General features: G+C 23.2%; 21 protein-coding genes. 13 read left to right on the forward strand and 8 right to left on the reverse strand.

What is annotated here, in order from left to right; all coding sequences use genetic code 11:
- Positions 1-903: 903 nt before the first annotated feature.
- The 3 genes from ABXT53_RS00645 to ABXT53_RS00655 are packed head-to-tail and all read right to left on the reverse strand — an operon-like array spanning position 904 to position 4,219.
- Positions 904-1,752: a hypothetical protein gene (locus ABXT53_RS00645; protein ID WP_415290751.1), complete on the reverse strand. Its 849-nt coding sequence runs from the start codon at positions 1,750-1,752 to the stop codon at positions 904-906.
- Positions 1,753-1,779: 27 nt separating this feature from the next.
- Positions 1,780-2,685: a hypothetical protein gene (locus ABXT53_RS00650; protein ID WP_415290752.1), complete on the reverse strand. Its 906-nt coding sequence runs from the start codon at positions 2,683-2,685 to the stop codon at positions 1,780-1,782.
- A 1-nt stretch (position 2,686) separates the two neighbouring features.
- On the reverse strand, positions 2,687-4,219 hold the full coding sequence (locus tag ABXT53_RS00655) for an FAD/NAD(P)-binding protein (protein ID WP_415290753.1): 1,533 nt from the start codon (positions 4,217-4,219) through the stop codon (positions 2,687-2,689).
- 54 nt (positions 4,220-4,273) lie between these two features.
- Between ABXT53_RS00655 and cmk the strand changes: the two genes are divergently transcribed.
- Entirely contained in the window at positions 4,274-4,921 is a 648-nt protein-coding gene (cmk, locus tag ABXT53_RS00660; RefSeq protein ID WP_415290754.1) for a (d)CMP kinase, read from the forward strand.
- A gap of 85 nt (positions 4,922-5,006) precedes the next feature.
- A complete protein-coding gene (locus ABXT53_RS00665; RefSeq protein ID WP_415290755.1) occupies positions 5,007-6,041 on the forward strand; it encodes a hypothetical protein in 1,035 nt (344 codons plus the stop codon).
- Here the strand turns inward: ABXT53_RS00665 and ABXT53_RS00670 are convergent.
- Together ABXT53_RS00670 and ABXT53_RS00675 are read right to left on the reverse strand one after the other, a co-directional pair.
- Positions 6,030-7,151 (reverse strand): CDP-glycerol glycerophosphotransferase family protein, encoded by a 1,122-nt coding sequence (locus ABXT53_RS00670; protein WP_415290756.1) that lies wholly within the window; start codon positions 7,149-7,151, stop codon positions 6,030-6,032. The two genes, ABXT53_RS00665 and ABXT53_RS00670, sit on opposite strands and share 12 nt — an antisense overlap.
- Entirely contained in the window at positions 7,141-8,883 is a 1,743-nt protein-coding gene (locus ABXT53_RS00675) for a hypothetical protein (protein ID WP_415290757.1), read from the reverse strand. The genes ABXT53_RS00670 and ABXT53_RS00675 overlap by 11 nt, the downstream gene beginning before the upstream one ends.
- A gap of 219 nt (positions 8,884-9,102) precedes the next feature.
- Between ABXT53_RS00675 and ABXT53_RS00680 the strand changes: the two genes are divergently transcribed.
- A complete protein-coding gene (locus ABXT53_RS00680) occupies positions 9,103-10,077 on the forward strand; it encodes a glycosyltransferase family 10 domain-containing protein (protein WP_415290758.1) in 975 nt (324 codons plus the stop codon).
- Positions 10,078-10,317: 240 nt separating this feature from the next.
- Here ABXT53_RS00680 and ABXT53_RS00685 read toward each other — a convergent pair whose 3' ends face one another.
- On the reverse strand, positions 10,318-11,598 hold the full coding sequence (locus ABXT53_RS00685; RefSeq protein WP_415290759.1) for a nucleotide sugar dehydrogenase: 1,281 nt from the start codon (positions 11,596-11,598) through the stop codon (positions 10,318-10,320).
- 74 nt (positions 11,599-11,672) lie between these two features.
- Between ABXT53_RS00685 and ABXT53_RS00690 the strand changes: the two genes are divergently transcribed.
- Positions 11,673-13,364 (forward strand): ABC transporter ATP-binding protein, encoded by a 1,692-nt coding sequence (locus ABXT53_RS00690; RefSeq protein ID WP_415290760.1) that lies wholly within the window; start codon positions 11,673-11,675, stop codon positions 13,362-13,364.
- A 30-nt stretch (positions 13,365-13,394) separates the two neighbouring features.
- On the opposite strand, the gene ABXT53_RS00695 is transcribed toward ABXT53_RS00690, so the two are convergent.
- Positions 13,395-14,240, reverse strand: a complete 846-nt coding sequence (locus ABXT53_RS00695) for a hypothetical protein (RefSeq protein ID WP_415290761.1) — start codon at positions 14,238-14,240, stop codon at positions 13,395-13,397.
- A gap of 228 nt (positions 14,241-14,468) precedes the next feature.
- Between ABXT53_RS00695 and ABXT53_RS00700 the strand changes: the two genes are divergently transcribed.
- The 7 genes from ABXT53_RS00700 to ABXT53_RS00730 all read left to right on the forward strand — a co-directional run bounded on the left by ABXT53_RS00700 (position 14,469) and on the right by ABXT53_RS00730 (position 21,922).
- Positions 14,469-16,025: a B12-binding domain-containing radical SAM protein gene (locus ABXT53_RS00700; protein WP_415290762.1), complete on the forward strand. Its 1,557-nt coding sequence runs from the start codon at positions 14,469-14,471 to the stop codon at positions 16,023-16,025.
- 90 nt (positions 16,026-16,115) lie between these two features.
- Entirely contained in the window at positions 16,116-16,922 is an 807-nt protein-coding gene (locus tag ABXT53_RS00705) for a transketolase (protein ID WP_415290763.1), read from the forward strand.
- Between the two features lies 1 nt (position 16,923).
- Positions 16,924-17,853 carry a transketolase C-terminal domain-containing protein gene (locus ABXT53_RS00710; RefSeq protein ID WP_415290764.1) on the forward strand — a complete coding sequence of 310 codons (930 nt, stop codon included), beginning with the start codon at positions 16,924-16,926 and terminating at the stop codon, positions 17,851-17,853.
- A 1-nt stretch (position 17,854) separates the two neighbouring features.
- Positions 17,855-18,838: a hypothetical protein gene (locus tag ABXT53_RS00715; RefSeq protein ID WP_415290765.1), complete on the forward strand. Its 984-nt coding sequence runs from the start codon at positions 17,855-17,857 to the stop codon at positions 18,836-18,838.
- 25 nt (positions 18,839-18,863) lie between these two features.
- Positions 18,864-20,024: a DegT/DnrJ/EryC1/StrS family aminotransferase gene (locus tag ABXT53_RS00720; RefSeq protein WP_415290766.1), complete on the forward strand. Its 1,161-nt coding sequence runs from the start codon at positions 18,864-18,866 to the stop codon at positions 20,022-20,024.
- Entirely contained in the window at positions 20,017-20,991 is a 975-nt protein-coding gene (locus ABXT53_RS00725; protein WP_415290767.1) for a GDP-mannose 4,6-dehydratase, read from the forward strand. The genes ABXT53_RS00720 and ABXT53_RS00725 overlap by 8 nt, the downstream gene beginning before the upstream one ends.
- Complete coding sequence (locus ABXT53_RS00730) at positions 20,981-21,922, forward strand: NAD-dependent epimerase/dehydratase family protein (RefSeq protein ID WP_415290768.1); 942 nt, start codon at positions 20,981-20,983, stop codon at positions 21,920-21,922. The genes ABXT53_RS00725 and ABXT53_RS00730 overlap by 11 nt, the downstream gene beginning before the upstream one ends.
- On the opposite strand, the gene ABXT53_RS00735 is transcribed toward ABXT53_RS00730, so the two are convergent.
- Positions 21,909-23,123 (reverse strand): HAD-IIIA family hydrolase, encoded by a 1,215-nt coding sequence (locus ABXT53_RS00735; protein ID WP_415290769.1) that lies wholly within the window; start codon positions 23,121-23,123, stop codon positions 21,909-21,911. The two genes, ABXT53_RS00730 and ABXT53_RS00735, sit on opposite strands and share 14 nt — an antisense overlap.
- Before the next feature lie 219 nt (positions 23,124-23,342).
- Between ABXT53_RS00735 and ABXT53_RS00740 the strand changes: the two genes are divergently transcribed.
- Complete coding sequence (locus ABXT53_RS00740) at positions 23,343-23,951, forward strand: SIS domain-containing protein (RefSeq protein ID WP_415290770.1); 609 nt, start codon at positions 23,343-23,345, stop codon at positions 23,949-23,951.
- Positions 23,952-23,965: 14 nt separating this feature from the next.
- Positions 23,966-24,949: an NAD-dependent epimerase/dehydratase family protein gene (locus ABXT53_RS00745; RefSeq protein ID WP_415291296.1), complete on the forward strand. Its 984-nt coding sequence runs from the start codon at positions 23,966-23,968 to the stop codon at positions 24,947-24,949.

A 24,949-nucleotide genomic window follows, 5' to 3' on the forward strand; every position in this document is an offset into this window, starting at 1 on the left:
AAAAATATTCTTTTCTAAAGAAATTTTATTTTTATTATTTATAAATTTATTTTTTATTAAATATCAATTTTTAAATAATAAAAAAAATAGCTTAAATCATTTAATTATTTTCTCAGCATTTAATTTTTTATCAATATTTTTAATAATTGTATTAAATGAGTTTAAACTACTAATTATTTATTATCTTTTTATAATTTTAGCCATCTCAATTTTTAATAAACTTAAAATCAATAAAGAATTGAAATATTTAATAATTTATAAAAAAATTTATTCTAATATAAAATCAGACTTAAGGTATTTTTTTTTAATTAAAAAATTTTTTTTATCTTTCATCTTTTCTAATTCGCATTACATTATAATTATAACTACTTATTTAATATTATTATTGGATAACAAAAAAATAACACACTTAATCATCATGCAAATATTTTTTTTAGACTTACCCAGAATAGCATTGAAACAAAAATTTTTTAATTTTTTTTATGATATTAAGCATTTAACTTTTAATTTTATTAAATTTAAAGAAAACTGCAAATCTTCATTTTTTAGAAATCTTATTTTTTTTTTAAAAGTAATTTTTATAATTAATTTAAGTTATTTTTTAATAGACATATTTTTTTTGAAAATTCATTTTAATTATGAATACCTATTTTTTAATTTAGTTGGATTTGCTGTTTTCCTCAAAGGGTATTTGTTATCTATAATTTATTCAAGATTAATAAATACTCGAATTATATTAAAAAAATTGTTGCTACAAAATGCTATTTTTATCCCTCTATTTATTTTTTCACAGTTTTATTTTAATTTGGAGGATAGATTAATTATGCCTGTTATTGTTTTATATTTATATATTGATTTGTATCCTTTGATTAAAATTCTTAAATCACAAAAAATATTTCAAGTTTAACCGTATCTGCTATAATCTATGTGATCATCTATAAATTCGTATTTGAAATCACCTCTATACAGAATACTCATATAGCTGACATTACTTCTCATATAATAGGAATATATAGCTTTTGACATGATAAAAGCCTCTATAATAGGGTCCAAAATAAGTTGATTTTTAAATTGTTCACTTTCGTAAATAATTTCTTCTAAAGGATCGTAAGAGGGATGCATTCTATTTTTAGGAAGATTTTGTTCTATGTAAATAATTTTATCACTGAAGTCATTAATTATTTGTTTTCTAAAATTATCGTCTATGGTGCATAAAATTATTTTTTGGAAACCTTTACCTAAAATCTTTTTTATCAATGGTTTAATATAACTTTTATAACTTATTTTATCTGACTGATTAGCAGCATGAGCTGTGCTAAACATCGCATTACCTCTTATATGTAAGCTAGCAACTTTATTTTTTTTAAATAACTCATGATAATTGTTGAAAAAAAATTCATCTAAGTCCTTTTTAGGTTTTACAAATTTCTTAAATAGTTTTTTGACTTCTTCAAAGTTTCCTTTTTTGTGTAATTTTTCATAATTAAAATTATTTAAAAAGATTTTTTTACTATTAGTTTTATTACTATTAATTTTTTTTTGAATTATAGAAATACTTTCTTCAAACGGTTGAAAAAAAGCTTTATCCCAAAAATTTCTTGTGTTTGAATAAAATAAATTTTCCAGGGAAAGATAGAATATCTCATCATTTTTCCTTTCCATTAGATTTGCTAATAATGCAAAGATTACCGCACCAAGTCCTCTATTGTCAGACCAGCTACTTTTTAATATTGTTATTTTAGTTTCACTCAATTTAATTAAATTTTTTGAAATTAATTATTAACAAATTTTAATATCATGTTTCATATATTCTTCGTTGAAAATTATTTTTAGTTTTTCAAAACCAATTTTTGCAATTTTCATTGTTCTTAAAATGTTTTCTTCTTGCTTTGAATTTTGCCACTTCCAAAGATGATCATATTTGTTTACATTAAATTTATTTGAAAAATTATCTTCTAATTTGCATTCGTTATTAAATACAACCTCTCTTCCAAACTGGGTTTGAAAATTATTAGTTGTTAAAAATGATGTATTTAAATAGTCACTTTTAAAATAAACATAATGACCTCCCTTCATAATATGATCCATTGTTATGAACGGCCATTTATTATCATCAAGATTTTTTATATCACTTAGGTTGTAAATTTTTCCAATCACTTCAATATTTTCTTTAAATTTTTCTTCTTCAATATTTTCAAATATTTGATTTATATCATGAATGTTTTCAAGCTTATAATTGTTATAAAGAATATGTTTTATGCCAGCCTTTCTAGAATACAACGTTTCATTAATTGATTCTTTTAAACTAACTTCATTTGTTTTTGATGATACACTCATTATATGCAAATGTGCTCTATCTAATCCCCCAATACATGCGCACATACCATGTTCAAACATCACACTCTCTCTCTCAAAATTATTTTTTATTACTTTTCTTAGTTGAAGAATAAGAAAATCAAGTTCAATTATTTGTGAAGGTTCTATTAAACCATAAGAGGGAATTAACTTTTTTGTAATAATAAGCATATAACCTGGGGTAAAAGCACCATATCCAGAAATTACAAAAAAATTTTTTGAATGCAAAATTAACCTATTATATTTTTCTACAGTATCTGGAATATCATTTCTTTTTTGTGAATTTTTTAAAAACTCTGACCATGACAACTGATCTATTGGTTCTTTCATATTAAAATTCTTTAAATAATTTTTTTATAACTTTAGATACATTATTTGTAATAGCTTTGATAATAGTTTGTCTAGTTGGATTAAAGTTATTAGAAATAACGCCTGGTATAAATATATTTTTATTTACTTTGAAGTTTTTATCAGCAAAAAATCCACTCTTATCATATTTGTGTGTTATTTTTTTTAGGCTACTAATTAATGAAGATTCCTCATGTACTTCTAGAATATTAACAGGCCCAGAAACATTTGTGACTATATCAGCGCTATAAATTTTATTTTTATTTGTGATAACCTGCATTTTTTCTTTAGTTTGTTTAATAAATAAGACTTTATCATTAATAAAATTTATTTTTTTTGCTTTCTCAAGTTTTTCTTTTGCATTAACTGTTTCAGGATATGTGTATCTAGTGATATTTCTTATTTTACTAAAAATTTTAGAATTATAAATGAGCTTTTGCTTGCTTGATAGTTGAGCATAACACTTAATAAGAATTTTTTTTTTTAAAATTAATGTCCATATATCATACCTGTAATACCCATTTTTTTTGGAAAAATTAAATTCTTTTTTTATCAAGGATAAGATTTCATTAGAACTTTTAATATTATTAATTTTATTAGTTAAAAGATATTTAAATTTATATTTGGAATAATTTTTTGATAATATTGCTTTTTGTAGACCATCGATTCTAGGAGCAATACAGTGTATGTGAATATTTTTTCCTTGAAAATTAATCAACTGTTCTAATTTTTGCATAGTTTCAAGAAATCCTGCCTTATTACCAATAAAAATTAGATTAACATTATCTTTATAATTTTTTATTTTATCAATTTTTTTTATTAAATTTTTTGTCCCACCTGTTGCATAAAAATCCCAAATATAATTATCATTTTTTTTAAAATTAGTTTTTATTATTTTTGGTGGTAAAAGACCAACACCTAAAATTATTTTTTTTGTAATAATTTTTTTTAATTTATGATTCTTTCTTATAAATTTAAGCTCATTATTTTTTTTAATAAATGAGTATTTATGAAAAAAAGAATTACTTTCAATTATAGTTGTTTTATTTTCAATTAATTGATCAGCACTTCCTATTAATAAATCAATTTTTAAATTTGATTGTTTGCTATCAATTATCTCAAAAATTTTATCTTTAAGATAAATGGAGTAAAAAAACCTGGGAAAATAAATTTCTAAAAATTTTTTATTTGATATTAAATTCTTATTTTGTATTACCCAATTACTTAAATTGTACGACTTGTTATTTTCAAAAAAATTACAACACTTGCTAAAATTAATTGGTTTTTTGATCCATTCAATAAAGTTTTGATGAGAAAGTCTTAGTGGATTATTAAAAAAACCATACATTGATTTATCAGTGCTATAGGCTACACCACCAGGAATATTTTTAACGTCCCTATCAATTATCGCAATTTTAAGTTTTTTTGCTTTATTATAATTTAATTTATGCAGAGCATACAATGCCTCCGTACCAATAACGCCAAATCCAATTATAACTAAATCATATGTAAACATGTTTTTAATGTTTTATATTATAAACTAAGTTAATAACAATATTTTTTGATTATTATGAAAAAAAAAATTCAAATTGCAATAGATAGTCCAGCTGCAAGTGGTGCAGGCACACAAGCAAAGCTAATATCAAAACATTATAAATTATTTTACTTAGATACGGGTAAAAGTTATCGAGTTTTAGCTAAGGAATATTTAAAAAATAAAAATAAAATTAATATTAAAAAATTTAAGGATAAATTAAGTAATTTAAGAATTAAAGACTTTTCTAATAAAAATTTATTATCTAGTGAAATAGGATTAGCAGCCTCATACTTAGCAAAGGATATAAGAATTAGAGAAGTTGTAGATAGATTTCAAAAAAAAATTGTTGTGAATATTTCCAAAAAGTACCAGGGCATTTGTCTAGATGGTAGAGATATTACTTATAATATTATGCCAGATGCTGATGTAAAATTTTTTCTAACTGCCTCGATTAAAGTAAGAGCTTTAAGAAGAACAAAAGAACTAAGAAAAAATGGGTTTAACGTATCTATTAATGAGGTCTATAAATCTATAAAAAATAGAGATAAGAGTGATTACTCGAGGTCAGTTGCACCATTAAAAATTACAAAAGATGCGATCAAAATCAATACAACTAATTTAACCATAAGAAAGACTTTTTTGATTTTAAAAGATAAAATAGATAAGAAAATTATTTTATAAATTAAATTTATATTTTTTAATTATTCTGTAAAATTAGAATATAGTTTATCTATAAATAACAATTTTAATTTAACAAAAATTTCAAATGAAATTAAATATAAATAAAAATATTTTAAGCGATATTGTTAATATAAAAATGGGAGTTTTTAGACCTATTCAAAAATTTTCATCTAAAAGCGAGGTAGTTTCTATTGCTAAAAAATTTGAAACAGATAATAAAAAATTTTTTTCAATGCCCATTATATTTCCAGTCATGCCTAAAGAGAAAAAAAAAATTGAAAATTACAAAGAAATCAATATTTATTATTTGAATAATTTTATAGCTAAAATAAAAATAATTGAATTTTATCAGATTGAAAAAAACTTAATAAATAAAATTTTTGGATTTTATAAATCAAGTCATCCAGGTATAAAAAATTTTATAAATGTTAACAATTTTTATTTAGATTGTAGTATAATTTATTTTAATAGTGAAATTCTAAGTAAAATTGAATTTTATGATCCTGATAAAATTAAAAAAAAAATTAAAAGTAAAACTTGTGTAGGATTTCATACAAGAAATGTTCCTCATAATGGGCATTTGTGGATACATAATTTTGGTAAAAAATTCTGTCAAAAATTATTGATTCAGCCAATGATTGGCCAATATAAAAAAGGTGAATTCAATGAAAAAGCACTAATTGAAACAAATAAAATTGCAACAGAATTAGATAAACATAAGTCAATATTTTCAACATTTTTTTCATACCCTAAGTATTGTGGACCTAGAGAAGCAATATTGCATGCATTGGTAAGAAAAAATTATGGTTGTACACATTTTTTAGTAGGTCGAGATCATGCTGGTTATAAAAATTTTTATAAAAAATATGCTTCACAAAAATTATGTAAAAAATATGAAAAAAAAATTGGAATTAAAATTTTAATATTTAAGGAACCTTTTGTTTGTCGAAATTGTAAAAACGTTACAAATCAAAAATGTAAAAATTGTAATAAGCTAAAAAAAATTTTTGTAAGCGGGACAAATATAAGAAAATTAATTAAACACAATAAAAAAATTCCTGATTATTTTATGAACCAGAAAATATATAATATTATAAATAAAGATTCATTAATTAATTAATTTAATAATATTTAAGATAGTTTTTTCTAAAGATTTTTCATTATTATAAAGAAATTTTTTTTTGAAATTTATAATTTTATTTTTATAATAATTTTGGTTTTTATAAAAATCTTCAAAAATTTCACTTATATTAAAAATATTTTTATTATTTAGTATAACTCCCAATTCATTCCTACATACATATTCAAATGTTTCTTTGAGAATTTTATCATCTTTCCTAATTGAATTATTTCTTATTCTTTGGTTTGTATCAATAAATAATGAAGGTTTTTCTTTTGCCAAACTAAATTCCATTGCTGCACCCGACCAATCTGTAATCAATACTTTGGCACTTAAAATTACTCTATTATTATCTTTATCATTATTTAATTTAAAGTTTTCATACCATTTGAATTTTGATAAAATTTCCTCTATTTTTTTTTTATCTTTTTTAAAAGACATAGGATGTGGCCTAAATACAATATTAATTTTATTTTTAATTAGCTGTTCTATAATATTAATTAGTTCTTTAGAATAGAGAGCGCTATCATTCCCCCAAGTAGGAGCTATTAGGATACTATTCATTTGCTCTATATTTATTAGCTCCTTTTTTAATTCTTCTATTTTTGGATAACCTACTTCAATTATATTTTTATTTGAATTATTAAATTTTCTTTGAATCTCCTTGGTATGAATAGATGTAGGACTAAAAAAAATATCATAATTATTGAAAGATTTTTCTTTATAAGCAACATTTATGCTTATCAAGGAATGAAAAATATAAATATATTTTTCACAAAAAGGAGATTTATTTATTATACCATTTCCAAGATCAGGCATTGTTAGTATTAAGTTTTTACATTTTAGACTTGAAAAGAAGTATTGTAAAATAACAAAATTTGGAATGCAGATTATTTTAAGATTGGGGTTATTGTATTTTAAAAAAATATCATCTTTATCAGCCGTGACTAAAGTTATTTTAATACCTTCTAAAATTAACCTATCTATTACTGCCTTAAAGAAGTAGCTGTAATTATTATTTTCTGAAAAAAAAACAACTTTTTTATAATCTATATTGATTTTACTAAATTTTTTGATTTCACTTAATGATTTAAAAAAATTATTTATCATTATGATATAGTTTTGTGTCTAAAGGAGCATCTGGAGAGGAAATGTATATCTTTTTTGGTAATAAGGGGTCATTTTTACTTGAGTTACAGTTTAGAATAATTCTAAAAGTATTAATGAGACTCATACTGCTTAACATTTCTTTACATTTAAAGTTCCCACCTACGGCAAAGATTGATGAATTACGATCAAGAGCCAATTTGTCTATGGAAGATAATTTCTTATTATCATTATGATTTAATTTTTTTGGCTTTAATAATGGACCATTGTCAGAAATTAAAATAATTAATGCAGCATTATCTTCTTTTTTTATTTTTTTGATTGCGTGTAATATATGTGTATTTGCACATTGAACATTTCCATAATAACCATTTATTCTTGTATCGTGATCTTTAATCAAAGCATTATTGAGAGTTAATTCATTTTTTGGTATGGCTTTTTTGAATTTACAATTTTCCTCAACCACATAAGGAGAATGCGGGATAGTAAAAAGAATTGTATTAAAGCTTTTTTTATTATTTGAATGTATTAAATTATCAAGATCGGTTTTGACTGTATTTTTATTACTATTATTATTTTTATTAAATCTTAACTTTAAAATTTTTTTTAAATGTAGAAAAGCACTATGTAGAGAATTGTAGTAATATATTGTTTCTATTAAATTTAAATCTTGATTTATTTGTTTAATATTATTTAGTTTTTTACAAAATTGTTCTTTATTTAAGTATCCATAGTAACATCTGTAGAAATTATTATTGTATTTATTCTCTTTTAATGTCTTAAATAGATAACTGTTTTCTATCCGCTTGTAAGGATTTTTTAATGATTTTTTATTAATTTCTTTATAATAATTTGAGTTAAAAAAACTTGGCAAAGACAACACTGTAGTTGAATAATTTGAAAATGAGTTTGGTTTAACCATAAAGTCATTTTTTTTCAAATAATCATACAGTATGTTTTTTGAACGATATAGTTTATTAAAGTAAGTTTGTGATACATAAGAGTCTGCTATTATCAGATAAATATTTTGGTGATAATTTATTTTACTAATCTCTGGACTTTCATGACTCCAAACATCTTCCTCATAGTAAATATTATTTAGATTTTTTAAATTATTAAAAATAACAATTAAAAAAAATGTTGATAAAAAAATTATCAAAAATCTTAAATATTTTTTATAATTTATTTTCTTATGATTAGTTATAAAAAAGAATAATGAAATTATAATCAATGCTAAAGATAGAACTCTAAAATACTTTAAAGTTTCTACGTTAAAGAAAGATACAATAATTAGCCCCTCTAAAAAGCCATAAAACTGTATTGTTAAAAAAAAAGTACACGAAAATACTAAAGATTTTTTTATATTTTTAATAACTGAGTAATTTAAAAAAAATATCAATAATAAAATAAAAAATTGTATAATTATTGTATTTAAGATTATTTCCTGTCCAAATATATTATCATCTCTAGATAATATAAATAAAATAGGAATTAGTATTGACGATAGAATAGCAAAAATTTCAATAATATAAAAGTTTTGCAGTTTTGAAAAAAATGATTCAAATTTTTTAAAATATGTAATTGATTGCACATATAAAAATCTACTATAAGCAATCATAGAAAATAGAAAAGCAGCTAAAAATTGCCATACAATTGTAAATAAATTTGGGTCAATGTATGCATGACCAATATTTGGATAAAATAAAAATACTAAAAGGATAAAAATTTTTTTCATTACTATTTTTTATTATTAAAAAAATATTATCTATCACTTAATATTCACTTAATATACCTATAAACTCTAATAAGTAGGGAGGGGGGGGGTAATTCAGAAGTTGATATTTTAAGTTCAAATATTTAATAAATTTCAAAAATTAAAATTGATAAACTTATTAAAATTATGTTACCCATATACTTAGATTGTGATTTGACTAAAAAATTGTAAATAAATTTTATGCTGGAAAAAAAAATCATTAAAGTTTCATCTATTTGGTCTCAAGCTATTGAGGAAAGTATAGTTTTTCATATTTTAAAAAAAATTTCAAAAAAAAAAATTGTGATTTCAAATCCTAGTAATGCTGACATTTTATTTGTTGGTCCATACAATACAAATACTGTGTTAGAAAAAAGTATAAATAATATAAAAAAAATTAAATATATTAATAGATTACTTCCAAACATAGATGTTCTAAATTTTAAAAGACAGTACAAACCAGTAAAAATTTTTTTCTCTCAAGAAGGTTATTTTGGTAGTTATAATTTTGATGAAGATTTTCACATAAATTGTTTATTTGGATTTAACCAAGATAATCATTTAAGACTTCCAATTTGGAAGGATTTTATTGATTGGACGAGTGATGGAATAATTCGTGATCATAGGCACATAAATGGAAGAAGGTTAGGAGAACTTTATGATGTTAATCAATTGCTAAAACCTCAGGGATATTTCTTTTTAAAAAAAGAAAATAAAGCTTGTATAATTTCAAGTCATTTAAATTTCCCAAGAGATATTTTGTATAAAAAATTGAAAGCAATAGTTGATATTGATGGATTTGGTAGTTTTTTTAATCCAAAAATAAAAAATCATAATGAAAGTAATTTTATAAAAATCGATATATTAAAAAAATATAGATTTAATTTATGTCCACACAATCTTTTAGTTCCAGGTTATTATGATGAAAAAATTACTGATGCCTACTATTGTAAAACTTTACCAATAACTTGGTGTGATGAAAATGTAAATGAAGACTTCAACACTAATTGTTTTATTAATATGAATGATTATATGAACAAAGATATTGGTGAGCTGAAAGAGTTACTTGGTGATGAGACAAAGTTAAAAAAATTTGGTGATGAACCACTTATTAAAAATAAACCAAATTTAGAAAATGAATTTAATTTTATAAAAAAAATTTTAGATAATTTTTAAGCTTTATTAATTATTTTGTTTAAGGGCTTATCAACTAAACCGGTATAATATTTTTTATCATCTTTTTTATTTCTAGGAATATAAGCAAAGTAAAGTTTTATTGATTTTATATTAATATCTAATTTTTTTCGATAAAGGCTTACAAGAGTTTTTCCTAATTTTTTGCTTGCATGTAGCACGCCCGTGAGGTGATTTGCATTGGCCTATAACACAAGTTATTAGAATAATTTTTTTTTAAAATTAACTTATTCCTAATTTTTTAACTAATATATTTTTATTTTTAATATTTAAAAAATTCCATAGGTCAATAATAATTTTCTTATTATTAGTCTTAAATTTTTCTATTTTTTTAAATCTGTTATTTTTATAGCATACAAAAATAATATCTGATTTTTTTAAAAAAATATTAAAATCACTAACGAAATTTAATTTATTATAATTATCTGGTAGCAATGAATCAAAAGTAATTGTGTGATAATCTTTTTTTAATTTATTAAATAACATTAGTCCTGGGGATTTTGTATTTAAATTTGTATTGTCTTTATAACTTAGGCCACAAATGCCAACCACTATTTTTCCATTAATTTTTGTTTTAACTTTTTTAAATAATTCAATATATCTTTGTAATTGTTTATTGTTAACATTGTCTGTTGCTGCTGGTAAAGCATAGGCACTCTTATTTTTTTTTAAAAATTTTATTAAGTTTAAATTATCCCTAGGAAAGCACGGTCCAGCAAATTTAGCTCCAAGTGATAAGTATTTTTTCCCCACTCTTTCATCTGAACCAATAGTATTCAAAATTTTTGATGCATTAATATTTTCTATATTATCTGAAATTTGGCTAATCATATTTGAAAATGATATTTTCATGGTTACATATGCATTAATAGAAATTTTTGAAATTTCTGCCTCATTTAAATTTAAGAATTTAAGCTTGTCCATTTTATTTTTATAAATTTTTTTATAAAAATTAGTTAAAAATAAATGACCTTCTTTTAAGTCTGATCCCACTATAACCAAGTCATTATTCATAATATTTTCATAAATAGATCCAAGGGCAATTAAATGAGGATTATATGATAAAATAAATTGCACACCATGTTTAACTTTAAATTTATTTTCTAGATATTTTATAAAAATTTTACAACTTCCAGGGTTAACGGTTGAGGTAATAATAATATGATAGTTTTTTTTCTTTTTTAGTGATTTTCCAATAGATGATAAGGAAGATAAAATATATTTATTATCAAACTCATGATTTTTTTTAGATGGTGTTGGTAATACTAAAAAAGCACATTGAGTGTTAAAAACTGCTTCATTCAAATTATTTACTAATTGGAAATTTTTTTTGGACGATTTAATAAGTTTATTTAATCGAGGCTCAGATTGAGGCACATTACTTTTTATATTTTCATATATAGTTTTATCTAAATCATAGCCATAAACTTTGTATGATTTAGCAATTATTTGACTAAAAGTTAGTCCTAGTTTTCCTAGGCCAATGCATAACGCTGATTTCATGATATTTTAATACGTATAACATTATGATTAAATAACAATAGTTTATTTAAGATTTAATGTTAATTATGATTTTAATGAATAAAATTTTAAAAATATTAACACGATCTCATAAATTATATATTTTTTATACAGTTTTATTGATCATCATAACTACAATTTTTGAGTTATTTATATTTTCTCTTTTACCATTAATTTTAAATTTTTTTACAGATGCAAAAGAAGAATCATCGCTTATTAAAGATTTTGCTTACTCTTTTTATAATGGTCCAACTTCAATTTTTGTGGTTTTTATATTTGCTTTTATAATAAGATCGTTATTGAGTGTAGTTTTATCATTTAAAAAACATGGACTTGCAAGAAATTTAAATCAATACCTATCAAAAGAGATATTTAAAAGATACTTATATCAACGGTACGATTTTTTTCTAAAGCATAATTCAGGTAGTTTTTTATCAAAAATTACAACTGAGGTTGATAAATTTTGTGGCAATTTGATATCACCCATAATTAATTTAGTGACAGAAACTTTTTTAGCAGGAATAATTTTAATTTTCTTAATGATAAATTATTTTTATGAAACTATTTTATTTTCATTACTTTTAATAGCTTTTTTATCTATTTTTTATTCAACTGTTAGAAAAAAATTAAAGTTTTATGGAGATCAAAAATACATTTTTGAAGCAGAAAAAATAAAAGAAATGCAAAAAAGTTTCTACGTAATACAAAATATCAAGATCGATCATTTAGAGGATAATTTTGTTAAAAAATTTACTGACGCAAATAGTACAACTAATAAAACTAATTATTATTTAGGAATTATAATGGAGTTATCAAAACCTTTAATAGAATTATTTCTAATAGGTATAGTTTTTGTAATAATATTTGTATTTTATTTTTATTTAAATTTGGAAAAAAATCAAATCTTATCCATGATAGCCTTATTTGTAATTGGAATGTTTAGATTACTTCCATCATGCAATAGAATTTTGATCTCTTATAATGAAATAAGATTTAACTCATTTTTAATTGACTCTATTTATGAAACGTTAAATCTTAAAGATTATCAGGATGAAAATTTAAATGAAAAAGATGTTAGTTTTAATAATTCAATTAAGCTTAATAATATTAGTTATGATTATCCCGATGGAACTCAAGTACTTGAAGAGTTAAATATTGAAATTTTAAAGAATCAAAAATTGGGTATCTTAGGAAAAAGTGGAACAGGAAAAAGTACGTTATTAAACATTCTTTGCAATCTTTTAAAACCAAAAACAGGTTCTATTGAAATAGATAACAATATGATAAAATTTCCAAATAAAGCTTTTCAAAAAAAAATTGGATATGTTCCACAAAAGGTTTATTTAACAGACGAAAGTATTTTATCAAATATAATTTTTGGGCAAAATCTTGAAAATTTAGATGTGAAGTTATTTAAGAAAGTTCTTGATCAAACTAATTTAACGCAAGTAATAAATAATCTACCTGAAAAAGAAAATACAATCATTGGTGAAAGAGGCATTAAATTTTCTGGAGGGCAGCAGCAAAGACTTGGCATAGCTAGAGCCCTATACAAGAATCCAGAAATACTTATTTTTGATGAGGCAACAAATTCTTTGGACACTGAAACTGAAGATGATATTATTAATACTATTTATAATTTAGATAAAAAAATTACTATTATTTTTGTTAGTCACAATAAGTCTTTGATCAACAAATGTGATAGAATATATGAAATCGAAAATAGAAAATCTAAGCTTATTAAATAAAGCTTTTACTAAAGTAAAAGAATTTGATTTTCAATTACTATTAAAAATTGATATTTTTGCTGTATCAAGCTTTGCATAATTTAATTTTTTCCAATCATTAAGTTTATAGTAATTATATTTTTTTATATTTTCATTTAAAATTTTTGAGTTTTTAGGATTTGCAACTATATCTATAGATATTCTGATATTATTTTTAAATTTTGGGTCAATATATGTTTTATGTAAACAAGCTTGATCGATTAACATTATTTTACCATCACTCATATTATCGACTAATTTAAGATTACTATAATAATTTTTACCTTCATTAAAATTTTTCATGATTTTTAAAATATTCTTATTATATTTTTTTGCAGTATAAAATTTGACTGAATTTTTTTTAAAATTTCCATATATACCAAACATAAAAATACTATTTAAATTTACACCATTCCAGGCATCAGAGTGAACCTTGTATGTAGAATACTGCCTTTTCATTGTTTTTTTATTTGGAGGTACTTTTATTCTGAGAACTGGAACCATTAAATTATCAAATTCATTGATAATTTTTTTTTTTTTTAAAATAAGAAGAATTTTTTTATGGAGAATATTGAATTGATTTACAAGTTCTTTCCTTGGCTGAATGAGTCCATTAGGGGTAATATTTGGTAAATCAGAAATTTTTTTTATGTTTCTATTTATAAATTTATCTGAAGGGTAAAATTTTTCTTTATAAAAAGTCTCAAAATTTTTTTTTATAATATTTAATGAGGTAAGTTTTAATTTTTTTTGATCTCCATGATCAAGATTCCATGAAAAAAATATTTTCTTATCTTCTGTGGGCTTAGTTTTTTTTATTAATGAGTATATTTTTTCTCTTGTTTTTAAAAAACTCATTTTAATAAATCTTTTTTTTTATTTTAATATTTATATCTAATTTTTTAAAATTATCTAAATAACATTTAAAGTATATCTTGAATGGCACTATAACTCTTTAATAAAACTTGTTAATTAATTTTGATAATTTGATCCTAATAATTATCATTGATTTCTTGAAAATATAACATAGTTTATGGGGTTATTATCGTAATTAAATAAATAAATTTGTTAATTATTATAAACTAAATGAATATAAATAAATCAATTGATGTAGTTTTTATAAATCCTTCAATTGGAAACAACTATCAATCACTTAAATCAAAGTATACAGCCATTGAACCTCCAACTTGGTCTTTACTTTTAGCGCAATCGATGAGAAATTTTGGTTATGAGGTTTCAATAGTAGATGCAAATGCTGAAAATATAACTGAAGAACAAATATATGATAGATTGCAATCCTTAAAACCTAGGTTAGTTGTATTTGTGGTTTATGGTCAAAATGTAAACGCGGGTACCACTAACATGGAGGGAGCACTCATATTAAGCAAATATTTTAAATCAAAAAATAGTGAATTAAATATTGCTTATATTGGTTCTTATGTTCAAGCTTTACCTGTTCAGGCACTTAAAGATGAAAATAGTATAGATTTTGTTTTCACAAATGAAGGAGTCTATGCTCTTAAAAATGTATTAAATTTAAGTAATTTTAATAGTGATGAGCTTAATAAAATTAATGGAATTGCTTTTCGTGACAAACAAAAAATTATTCTTAATAAACCAGAAATAGTAGTACCAAATGATAGAATGGATTTGGATTTACCTGGTTATGCTTGGGACCTTCTTCCATTTAAAGATAATCCTTTAGATTTATACAGGGCTCCAATGTGGCATGCGGAATATGATGAAGAAAAAAGAAGTCCTTATGCTGCTCTTCATTCATCACTTGGGTGTCAATTTAAATGTAGTTTTTGTATGATAAATTTAATTAACAGAAATGATACAGATGAAATTGGTGTTTCTTCTAATTACAGTAAAATGAGATATTGGAGTCCTAATTTTATTATTAATGAGTTTAAAAAATTAATTAATATGGGGGTTAAGACAATTAGAATTACTGATGAAATGTTTTTACTAAACCCAAAATACTATTTACCATTATGTAAAAAATTAGCAGAATTAAACACTGATGATAGTTTAAGAATGTGGGCTTATTCAAGGATAGATACTGTAAAAAACCCAGAAGCTTTATCTGTGGTAAGAAAAGCAGGAATAAAATGGTTATGCCTCGGTATAGAAAGTGGTGATAAAAAAGTTAGGCTAGAGGTTGCAAAAGGTAAGTTTGAAGATGTGGATGTTAGAAAAATAATAAATCAAGTTCATGAAGCTGATATTGACGTAATGGCTAATTATATGTACGGCCTTCCAGGCGATGATCAAGAGACGATTAAGAAAACATATGATTTAAGTGTAGAGCTTTGCACTTCTGGTTGGAATACCTATCCTGCTATGGCTTTACCTGGTAGTGCATTATACAAAGAAGGTATAAAAAATGGGATAGAGATGCCAAAAAGTTATTCAGGCTATTCTTTTCATGCTTATGACACCGTATGTTTACCTACAAATACACTTAAACCATGGGAAATTTTAAAATTAAGAGATGATGCATTTATTAGTTATCATTTAAATCCTAAATTTTTAGATAGAATTAAAAATAGATTTGGATATAAGGCTGTTGAAAATATTAAACAAATGTCAAAAATAAAGCTTACTAGAAAAATAGTAGAAGAGAATTCAAATGCTTAATTTAATATATCAAAAATCAGAATTTAAAAAAATAAGCAAGATTAAGAAAATTTCAAAAGTTAAATTAAAAATAAAATTTTAGGAAAATAAATGTTTTTAGAAAAAAAATTTTTAAACAAAGCCTATCAAATTAGAAAAAATTTATTTGAAAAATTTTACTTACTTAAAGAGGGTCATCCAGGCTCTGTATTTTCAATCCTTGATGTTTTAATAACTCTATATTACGGAGGGTTTATAAGAAAAAAAAATAATAAAATATTTGATGATATTATCATGAGCAAAGGCCATGCAACTGTTGCTCAATATCCAATTCTTCATGATATAAATATAATTTCAAAAAAAGATTGGAATAATTGGGGCAATAATAACAATACTTGCTTAAAAATGTTTGGTAATCATAAAATTCCTGGAATTAAAGTTGCAACAGGTTCTTTAGGTCATGGTATAGGGTTTGCATCTGGTATTGGCTTAGCTTCAAAAAATAAAAGAGTTTATCCAATTATTAGTGAGGGAGAACTATACGAAGGGTCTACTTGGGAAGGTTTACTTTTATTAGGAAGTTTAAAGTTAAAAAATGTAAATATAATTTTAGATGTTAATAATAATATTATTTTAGGAAACCCAAAAGAGTGTCTAGATCTTGGTGATATTAAAAAAAAGATTAAATCATTCGATATAGTGGTTGATAGTTGTGATGGACATGATTTTAAAAATGTATACAAAAAAATTAATAAATTAACAAATTTAAATAAACCGACTTGTTTAATTGTTAATACAATAAAAGGAAAAGGTTTTAATTTAATGGAAAATAAAGCGAATTGGCACTATTGGAATCAAATAGATCAAAATACATACCTTAAAGAGTTGAATAAATTAAAAAATAGATACAAAAATTAAAATGACTAATTTGAGATTTCAAAGAGATGAATTTATTACAGAAATTTATAAAAGAGCAAAAAAAAATAAGAATATTTATTTTCTTAGTGCTGACTTTGGTGCTCCAGCACTAGATCAATTTAGAGAAAATCTAAAAAATCAATTTGTCCATCTTGGTATTTCTGAGCAAAACATGGTTGATTTTGCTAATGGCCTAGCTCTAGAAGGAAAAAAAGTTTATATTTATGCAATGGCACCCTTTTTATCTTTAAGGTGTATTGAGCAACATAAAACGGCAACATGCTTGATGGGTACCAATGTTTGTTCTATTGTAACTGGAATAGGCCTTAGTTATGCAAATTCTGGTCCAACTCATTACTCGACTGAGGATTTTGCTTGTTTGAGATCTTTATCAAATTGCTATATTTATACAGCTTCGGATCCTCTAGTCGCGAAGTATTTAGCCTTAAAATCACTTTTACTTAATAAACCTACTTTTATAAGACTTGATAGAAAAGCATCAAAAAACCTGCATAATAAAGTGAAAATATCAGATATTGAAAATGGCTATTCATACCTACATAAAGGAAAATTAAAAAAACTTTTAATAATTAGCCACGGTTCAATAATTGAAAGAGCAAAAAAAGCAATAAACCTTTTGCCCTCTAAAAAAAGAGATTCTGTAGTATTACTTGATTTGTTTCAAGCAAAACCATTTCCAAAAAAAGTTGAAAATTATGCAAAAAAATTTAAAAACATACTAACTATTGATGAACAAACAATTTCTGGAAGTTTGGGGTCTTTGATTAAAGAGAATGTAAATAGAAAAAATATTATTTCTCTGGCGTTACCAGATAAATTTATTTTTGAAAATACAGGAAGAGAAAAATTATTAGATGATAACAATTTATCTGTATCAAATATTAGAAAAAATATCTTAAAATTAATTTAAGATGTTAATAACTAAAACGCCTTATAGAATATCTTTTTTTGGTGGAGGATCTGACTATCCTAGTTGGTATTTAAATCATCCGGGAAAGGTTATCTCTACTACGATAGATAAATACTTATACATTACATTAAAAGAACCTCCAATTTATTCTAATAGTAATTATAAAATTTCATATAGAATTACAGAACATGAAAATGATTTAAAAAATATTAAACATCCTATCGTAAGAGAAATGTTAAAATATTATAAATACAAAAAAGGAATAGACATAAATTATGATGGAGACCTTCCCTCAAAAAGTGGAATGGGATCTAGCTCTTCATTTGTTGTAGGTCTAATGTTGGCAATGCAAACATTAGTAGGTAAAAAAAAACTAACCAAGTTTTCTCTTGCTAAAAAATGTGTTTTTTTTGAACAAAAAATATTAAAAGAGATAGTTGGATCCCAAGATCAAGTAGCAGCTTCATATGGAGGATTTAACTTATTAAAATTTAATAAAAAAAAATTATTTGAAATTAATAGTTTTAATAAACATAATAGTTTTAAAAAAAAACTTAATAGTAATTTATTTCTAATTTATACTGGAAAGCAAAGAAGGGCACATCTTGTTGCTAAAAGTTATGTAAATACTTTAACAAATAAAAACTTTAATGCTATAAAGAGTATTCTTCAAATAACCTCTGAGGCTGAAAAATCAATTATAAAAAATAAACCAGATGATTTTGGTAAATTATTAAATGATGCTTGGCTTATTAAAAAATCACTTAGTAACAAGGTTTCAAATAAACAAATTGATGAATTATATATGCAGGGATTAAATTATGGAGCATTAGGTGGAAAATTACTTGGTGCAGGTGGTGGCGGTTTTATTTTATTTTATGTACCGGAAAAAAATCATAAAAGATTCTTAAATAAATTTGGAAAACAAAAAATTGTAGATTTCAATTTTGAAAATAATGGAAGTAGAGTAATATACAATAATTAATATGAAGAATTTTCTACTTCCTTTAATGGAAAATAATATTTCCAAAGATGACAAAAATAAATTAATTACTTTTTTAAAAAAAACTAATTCATTCACTCAATCTAAAAATGTAATTAGCTTTGAAAAAAAATGGTCAAAATGGTTGGGAGTGAAATACAGTGTTTTTGTTAACTCAGGATCCTCAGCAAACCTTTTAACTATGTCGGCTTTAAAAATCCTTGAAGGTAGCGGCGATGTCTTAGTCCCTACCTTAACATGGATTTCAGATATAGCTTCTGTAATTCAAAATGGATTTAAACCTATCTTTATTGATATTAATCCTAAAAATTTGTCAATGAGTGAAGATGAAATTAAAAAAAAGATAACCAAAAATACAAAGGCAGTATTTTTAAGTCATATTCAGGGCTTCAACGGTCTTAGTAACAATTTGTTAAAATTTCTAAAAAGTAAAAAAATTCATTTAATTGAAGATGTTTGTGAATCTCATGGTGCTAAATTTATAAACAAAAAATTAGGAACATTTGGCTTAATGTCAAATTTTTCATTTTATTATGCTCATCATCTTTCTACAATCGAGGGAGGCATGATTTGCACAAATTCGAAAAAAATTTATGAAATTTTGAAAATGCTTCGTTCACATGGAATGGTAAGAGAATCAGGTAATAAAAAATATGAAAATGAAATAATTAACAAAAATAAAGATTTATCTCCAAAATTTATTTTTATGTACCCAGCCTACAATGTTAGAAATAACGAATTGCAAGCAATCATTGGAATAAATCAATTAAAAAGATTAGATAAAAATAATAAAATAAGAAGTAAGAATCTAAATATTTTCTTAAATAATTTAAATTCAAAAAAGTACCGAACAAATTACAACACAATAGGAAATTCAAATTATGCATTCCCATTAGTCCTAAACAAAAAAAGCTTTAAAAATAGAGATTTACTTGAATTTAAAATGAAAAAATTTGGAATTGAATTTAGGAGGGGAAATGCAGGAGGTGGCAATCAAATTAGACAGCCTTACATAAAAAATTTATTTAAAGATATTAAGATATCTGATTTTCCACAAGTTGATCATATTCACCACTTTGGATATTATATAGGTAACTATCCTTCTCTAACAAAAAAAAAAATTTTAAAAGTTTGTGAATTTTTAAATAAAATTGAATTTTATGAATAGATCTTTTAAAAAATGCTTTATTACAGGTCTTTCAGGTTCAGGGGGAAGCTATTTAGCAGATCATATCCTGTCAAAAAACAAAGATATTAAGATTTTTGGAACATATAGAAGTAAAAAATATTATTCAATTTTAAAAAAAAGACATAAAAATAAAATCAAGTTTTATAAAATTGACCTAACTGATAGTAAAGAGCTTAAAAAAATTTTAAAAAAAATTAATCCTGATGTAATATTTAATTTCGCTTCTGATGCAAATGTTAGAAATTCATTTATACAGCCTGCCAAAATTATAAATAACAACAATTCTATTGTGTTAAATCTTTTAGAGACTTTAAGACTAATAAAATTCAAAAACTTATTAATTCATTGTAGTACATCAGAGGTTTATGGAAACGTACCAAAGCAGGATCAGCCAATAACTGAGAAAACGAAAATTAATCCTGTTAATCCTTATGCCGTTTCAAAGACATTTCAAGATTTATTATCTCAAGTCTATCATAAAAGTTATGGCTTAAATATTATTATAACAAGAATGTTTTCTTATATGAACCCAAGAAGAGTTAATTTGTTCCAAACAGCATTCGCAAAGCAAATTATTGAGATAGAAGATAATAAAAGAAAATTTTTGTATCATGGAAATTTAAATAGCAAAAGAACCATTATATCCACAATGGATGCTATGGAAGCATATTGGCTAACTGCAAAAAAAGGAAAAATTGGTGAGATTTACAATATTTGTGGAAGTGATACTTTAAGAGTAGGACAATTTTTAAAAAAATTAATTTCTAAATCGAAATCAAAAATTATAACAAAGGTTGATAAAAGACTTATTAGACCTGTTGATATTGACTTACAAATTGCTGAATGCAAAAAATTTAAAAAACATACTGGCTGGAAACCTAAAATTAATATAGATGAATCTATTAATCAATTAATTAATGAATTAAGAAAAAAAAATGAAGGATAAAAATATACTAATTACTGGAGCTGCTGGATATTTGGGTTCAATGTTATCAACCAAGTTGGTTTTAGCAGGTTATAAAGTTACTGCTGTGGATCTATTAAAATATGAAAAAAATTCATTAGCACATTTATTTTTTCATGATAATTTTAAATTTTATCAACTTGATGTTACTAAAGATAAAAATATTAAGTATATTCTTAAGAACCAAGACATAATAATTCCTTTGGCAGGTCTAGTTGGAGCACCATTATGTGAAAAGTTCAAAAAAAAAGCAATTGAAACAAACTTTATAGCTATAAAAAAAATAATAAGATATTCAAAAAAAAAGCAAAAAATAATATATCCAACTACAAACTCGGGTTACGGTATTGGTTTGAAGGGAAAATTTTGTGATGAGGACTCACCATTAAATCCTATATCACTTTATGGCACCACAAAAGTGAAAGCTGAGAAAGTTATTTTTGAAAGAAAAAATTCTATATGTTTTAGACTAGCAACTGTTTTTGGTTATTCATATAGAATGAGAACAGATTTATTAGTTAATAATTTTGTTAAAAAGGCATTTGATTCAAATAAACTTGAAATATTTGAACCTAACTTTAGAAGAAACTATATTCATGTTCAAGATGTTACTAGTGCATTTATTTTTGCAATAGAAAATTTTTCTAAATTAAAAAATAATATTTATAATTTAGGACTATCTGAAGCCAATATTACTAAAATAAATTTAGCTAAAAAAATTAAAAAATATTTAAAAAAAACAAAAATAACAATAATAACTTCAAAGTCTGATCCAGATAAAAGAGATTACTTTGTTAGCAATGATAAGATAGAGAAAAAGGGATTTAAGGCTAAAGTTTCATTAGATCAAGGCATAAAGGAATTGATCAAAATTTTCAAACACTGTGATATAAAATTTATTAATAATTATTAAATTTTTTTTTAACTATTTTTTCCACCTGTTTAAAAAGATTATTACCAGAATATTCATAATACAATCCACTTTTCTTAGCAGCTATTTCATCTGTAGATTTATCACCAATCATGAAACTTTTTTTTTTATTAATAATCCAATCTTTAAAAATTTCTTTGATCATTAAATTTCCAGGTTTTCTAAAATTTGTATTTTTTTTATATTCCTTAATTTTTGCGTCTTTGTGAAAAGGGCAATATTTTACATCATGTATGAAGATTTTTTTTTTTAAAAAAAAGCTTTTTAAGTTTAAATGTAATTTAAGAAAGTCTTTTTCTGTAAATATGCCTTTTGCAATACCTGCTTGGTTGGTTACAATAAATATATAATAGTTTAGTTTTGTAAGGTATTGTAATGTTTTTAAAACACCCTTTTTAAATTTAAAATTTTCTATTTTATGAACATAACCATAGTCGTAATTAATTACACCATCTCTGTCTAAAAAAACTGCAGGTCTTCTTAAAAGAAAAGGTATTTCTATCTTGGCCTTTCTCAGGCTTTTAGGAGTACCAATATCAATCAATTTATTGGTATTTATTATACCATTGACTTTTTTTTTATTAATAAAAAATGGTATTATGTCATTTTCTAATGAAGAATAATTTTTCAAATTAGTGTTATTAAATATTTTTTTTGAAATAAAGTAAATCCCTGAATTAATATAATTACTTTTTTTTTTTATTATAATTTTTTTTTCTTTATTTATGTATAAATTATTTAATTTTTTATTTTCATAATATTGATGATTATTTGTGAGCATCATGTTTATGATATTATTTTTCAAATCTTTTAGCTTATGAAAACTAAAATTTATATTATTTAAATATGAGTCACCATTAATTAAAAAAAAATCATTATTAATTTTTTTTTTATGTAAATTTATTGAACCCCAAGTACCTAAGGGTTTTTTTTCAATTAAAACTTTAATTTTATTAAAATTAAATATTTTCTTATCGTATTTTTTTATTATTTGATTGGATTTGTAACTTGCAAGAATAATAATTTCTTTAAATCTGAAAATGCTCAATTGTCTAATTAAATGACTTAATAGAGCGATATTATTAAACCTTATAAGAGGTTTAGGTAAAAATTTATTATATTTTTTTATTCTAGTCCCTTTACCCCCAGCTAAAATAATTAATTTGTTTTTTTCAAAGTTCATTAAATTTAATTTATAATAAATATTTAAATATAAAATCTTTTAATATTATAATTTAATTTTTTTTAATGTTAACAAATGCTAATTAATAAACTTTTTATTGTCTAGTAATAAATAATTATGATATTATTTGTGAAGAATTACCTTATATTTCATTATAAGCTAGTCAAAATATATCAAGTAAAGTAAACACGGTGTGAATATTAAGTTAAAAAAGTATAAATGAAAAATAAAATTAAACAGTTAGAATTTTTTACCAATTATTTTGAATTAGTAAAAAATACTATTGAATATATAGATATTAAAAAGATTATCCAAATATCTGATTTTCTTGAGAAAGCTATAATTAACAAAAAAAAAATATTTGTTGCTGGAAATGGAGGATCAGCAGCTGTTGCCAATCATTTTTTGTGTGACTTTAATAAAGGAATTAAAATTTCATCAAAAAATAAGATGATTCCTAAAGTTTATTCCTTATCAAATTCTATTGAACTCATTACTGCAATATCAAATGATATAAATTATGAAAATATATTTGATTTTCAACTTGAAAATCATGCTGAAAAAGGAGATATATTATTTGCGATGAGTTGCTCTGGAAATTCCAAAAATATCAATAAAGTAATTTCATATGCAATAAAAAAAAAAATGAAAGTTATTTTTTTTACTGGTTTTTCTAATAAAAATTTTAATAAAAAGATAAGCTTTCATTATAATATAAACTGTAAAAACTATGGAATTACTGAAGATATATTCTCAAGCTTCATGCATCTAATCTCACAATGGATTAGGTTCAAGTACTCGAATTATAATTCTAAAAATATTTTATAATCTAAATGAGAAAAATACACAGTCTGATCACGGGTGGTGCAGGATTTATTGGTAGTCACTTATGTGAAAAATTGGTTAGTCTTAATCATAAAGTTACAATTATAGATAATTTTGATGTAGGTAAAAAATCTAATATACACCATCTAAGTAAATTAATTGATATCAAGTATCTCGATATTAGAAACTACAATAAAATTGAAAAAATATTTAAAAATGTTGATAATGTGTTTCACCTTGCAGGTTTAGCAGATATTGTTCCTAGTATCGAAAATCCTACAGATTATTTTGATACAAATGTTACAGGAACCCTAAATGTAGTTAATGCTGCAATAAAAAATAAAGTAACAAAATTTATTTATACAGCCTCATCTTCATGCTACGGGATACCCAAAAAGTACCCAACCTCCGAGAATGAAGAAATAAAACCAGAGTATCCATACGCCTTAACAAAAAGATTAGGTGAAGAAATTGTTATGCATTTTGGTAAAATTTATGATTTAAATGTAACTTCGCTAAGATTTTTTAATGTTTATGGTCCTAGAGCCCGTACTTCTGGAACTTATGGAGCAGTTTTTGGTGTTTTTTTGGCACAAAAATTAAAGAATCTTCCCTTAACAGTGGTAGGTGATGGTAAACAAAAAAGAGACTTTACTTATGTTACAGATATTGTGGATGCAATAGTAGCTGTATTAGATAATAAAAAATCAAAAAATAAAATTTTTAATGTAGGTAGTGGAAAAACTGTGAGTATAAATAAAATTATTAAATTAATGAAAGTAGATAAAACAATAAATATACCAAAAAGACCAGGCGAACCTTCTCAAACTTTTGCAGATATATCTAAGATAAAAAAAATAATTGGTTGGAAGCCCAAAATAGATATTGAAAAAGGGATTACATTCATGCTTCAAAATATTAATGACTGGAAAAGTGCTCCATTATGGACTCCCAAAAAAATTAAGAAAGCAACTAAAAGCTGGTTTAAATATTTAGCTTAA

Source organism: Candidatus Pelagibacter sp. Uisw_136, from assembly GCF_047720275.1.
Taxonomy (GTDB): Bacteria; Pseudomonadota; Alphaproteobacteria; order Pelagibacterales; family Pelagibacteraceae; genus Pelagibacter.

Coding starts and splice junctions, on each gene's coding strand:
- ABXT53_RS00650 (WP_415290752.1), bottom strand. CDS start 2,685: ATGAAAGAACCAATAGATCAGTTGTCATGGTCAGAGTTTTTAAAAAAT.
- ABXT53_RS00655 (WP_415290753.1), bottom strand. CDS start 4,219: ATGTTTACATATGATTTAGTTATAATTGGATTTGGCGTTATTGGTACG.
- cmk (WP_415290754.1), top strand. CDS start 4,274: ATGAAAAAAAAAATTCAAATTGCAATAGATAGTCCAGCTGCAAGTGGT.
- ABXT53_RS00665 (WP_415290755.1), top strand. CDS start 5,007: ATGAAATTAAATATAAATAAAAATATTTTAAGCGATATTGTTAATATA.
- ABXT53_RS00670 (WP_415290756.1), bottom strand. CDS start 7,151: ATGATAAATAATTTTTTTAAATCATTAAGTGAAATCAAAAAATTTAGT.
- ABXT53_RS00675 (WP_415290757.1), bottom strand. CDS start 8,883: ATGAAAAAAATTTTTATCCTTTTAGTATTTTTATTTTATCCAAATATT.
- ABXT53_RS00680 (WP_415290758.1), top strand. CDS start 9,103: ATGCTGGAAAAAAAAATCATTAAAGTTTCATCTATTTGGTCTCAAGCT.
- ABXT53_RS00685 (WP_415290759.1), bottom strand. CDS start 11,598: ATGAAATCAGCGTTATGCATTGGCCTAGGAAAACTAGGACTAACTTTT.
- ABXT53_RS00690 (WP_415290760.1), top strand. CDS start 11,673: ATGAATAAAATTTTAAAAATATTAACACGATCTCATAAATTATATATT.
- ABXT53_RS00695 (WP_415290761.1), bottom strand. CDS start 14,240: ATGAGTTTTTTAAAAACAAGAGAAAAAATATACTCATTAATAAAAAAA.
- ABXT53_RS00700 (WP_415290762.1), top strand. CDS start 14,469: ATGAATATAAATAAATCAATTGATGTAGTTTTTATAAATCCTTCAATT.
- ABXT53_RS00705 (WP_415290763.1), top strand. CDS start 16,116: ATGTTTTTAGAAAAAAAATTTTTAAACAAAGCCTATCAAATTAGAAAA.
- ABXT53_RS00710 (WP_415290764.1), top strand. CDS start 16,924: ATGACTAATTTGAGATTTCAAAGAGATGAATTTATTACAGAAATTTAT.
- ABXT53_RS00715 (WP_415290765.1), top strand. CDS start 17,855: ATGTTAATAACTAAAACGCCTTATAGAATATCTTTTTTTGGTGGAGGA.
- ABXT53_RS00720 (WP_415290766.1), top strand. CDS start 18,864: ATGGAAAATAATATTTCCAAAGATGACAAAAATAAATTAATTACTTTT.
- ABXT53_RS00725 (WP_415290767.1), top strand. CDS start 20,017: ATGAATAGATCTTTTAAAAAATGCTTTATTACAGGTCTTTCAGGTTCA.
- ABXT53_RS00730 (WP_415290768.1), top strand. CDS start 20,981: ATGAAGGATAAAAATATACTAATTACTGGAGCTGCTGGATATTTGGGT.
- ABXT53_RS00735 (WP_415290769.1), bottom strand. CDS start 23,123: ATGAACTTTGAAAAAAACAAATTAATTATTTTAGCTGGGGGTAAAGGG.
- ABXT53_RS00740 (WP_415290770.1), top strand. CDS start 23,343: ATGAAAAATAAAATTAAACAGTTAGAATTTTTTACCAATTATTTTGAA.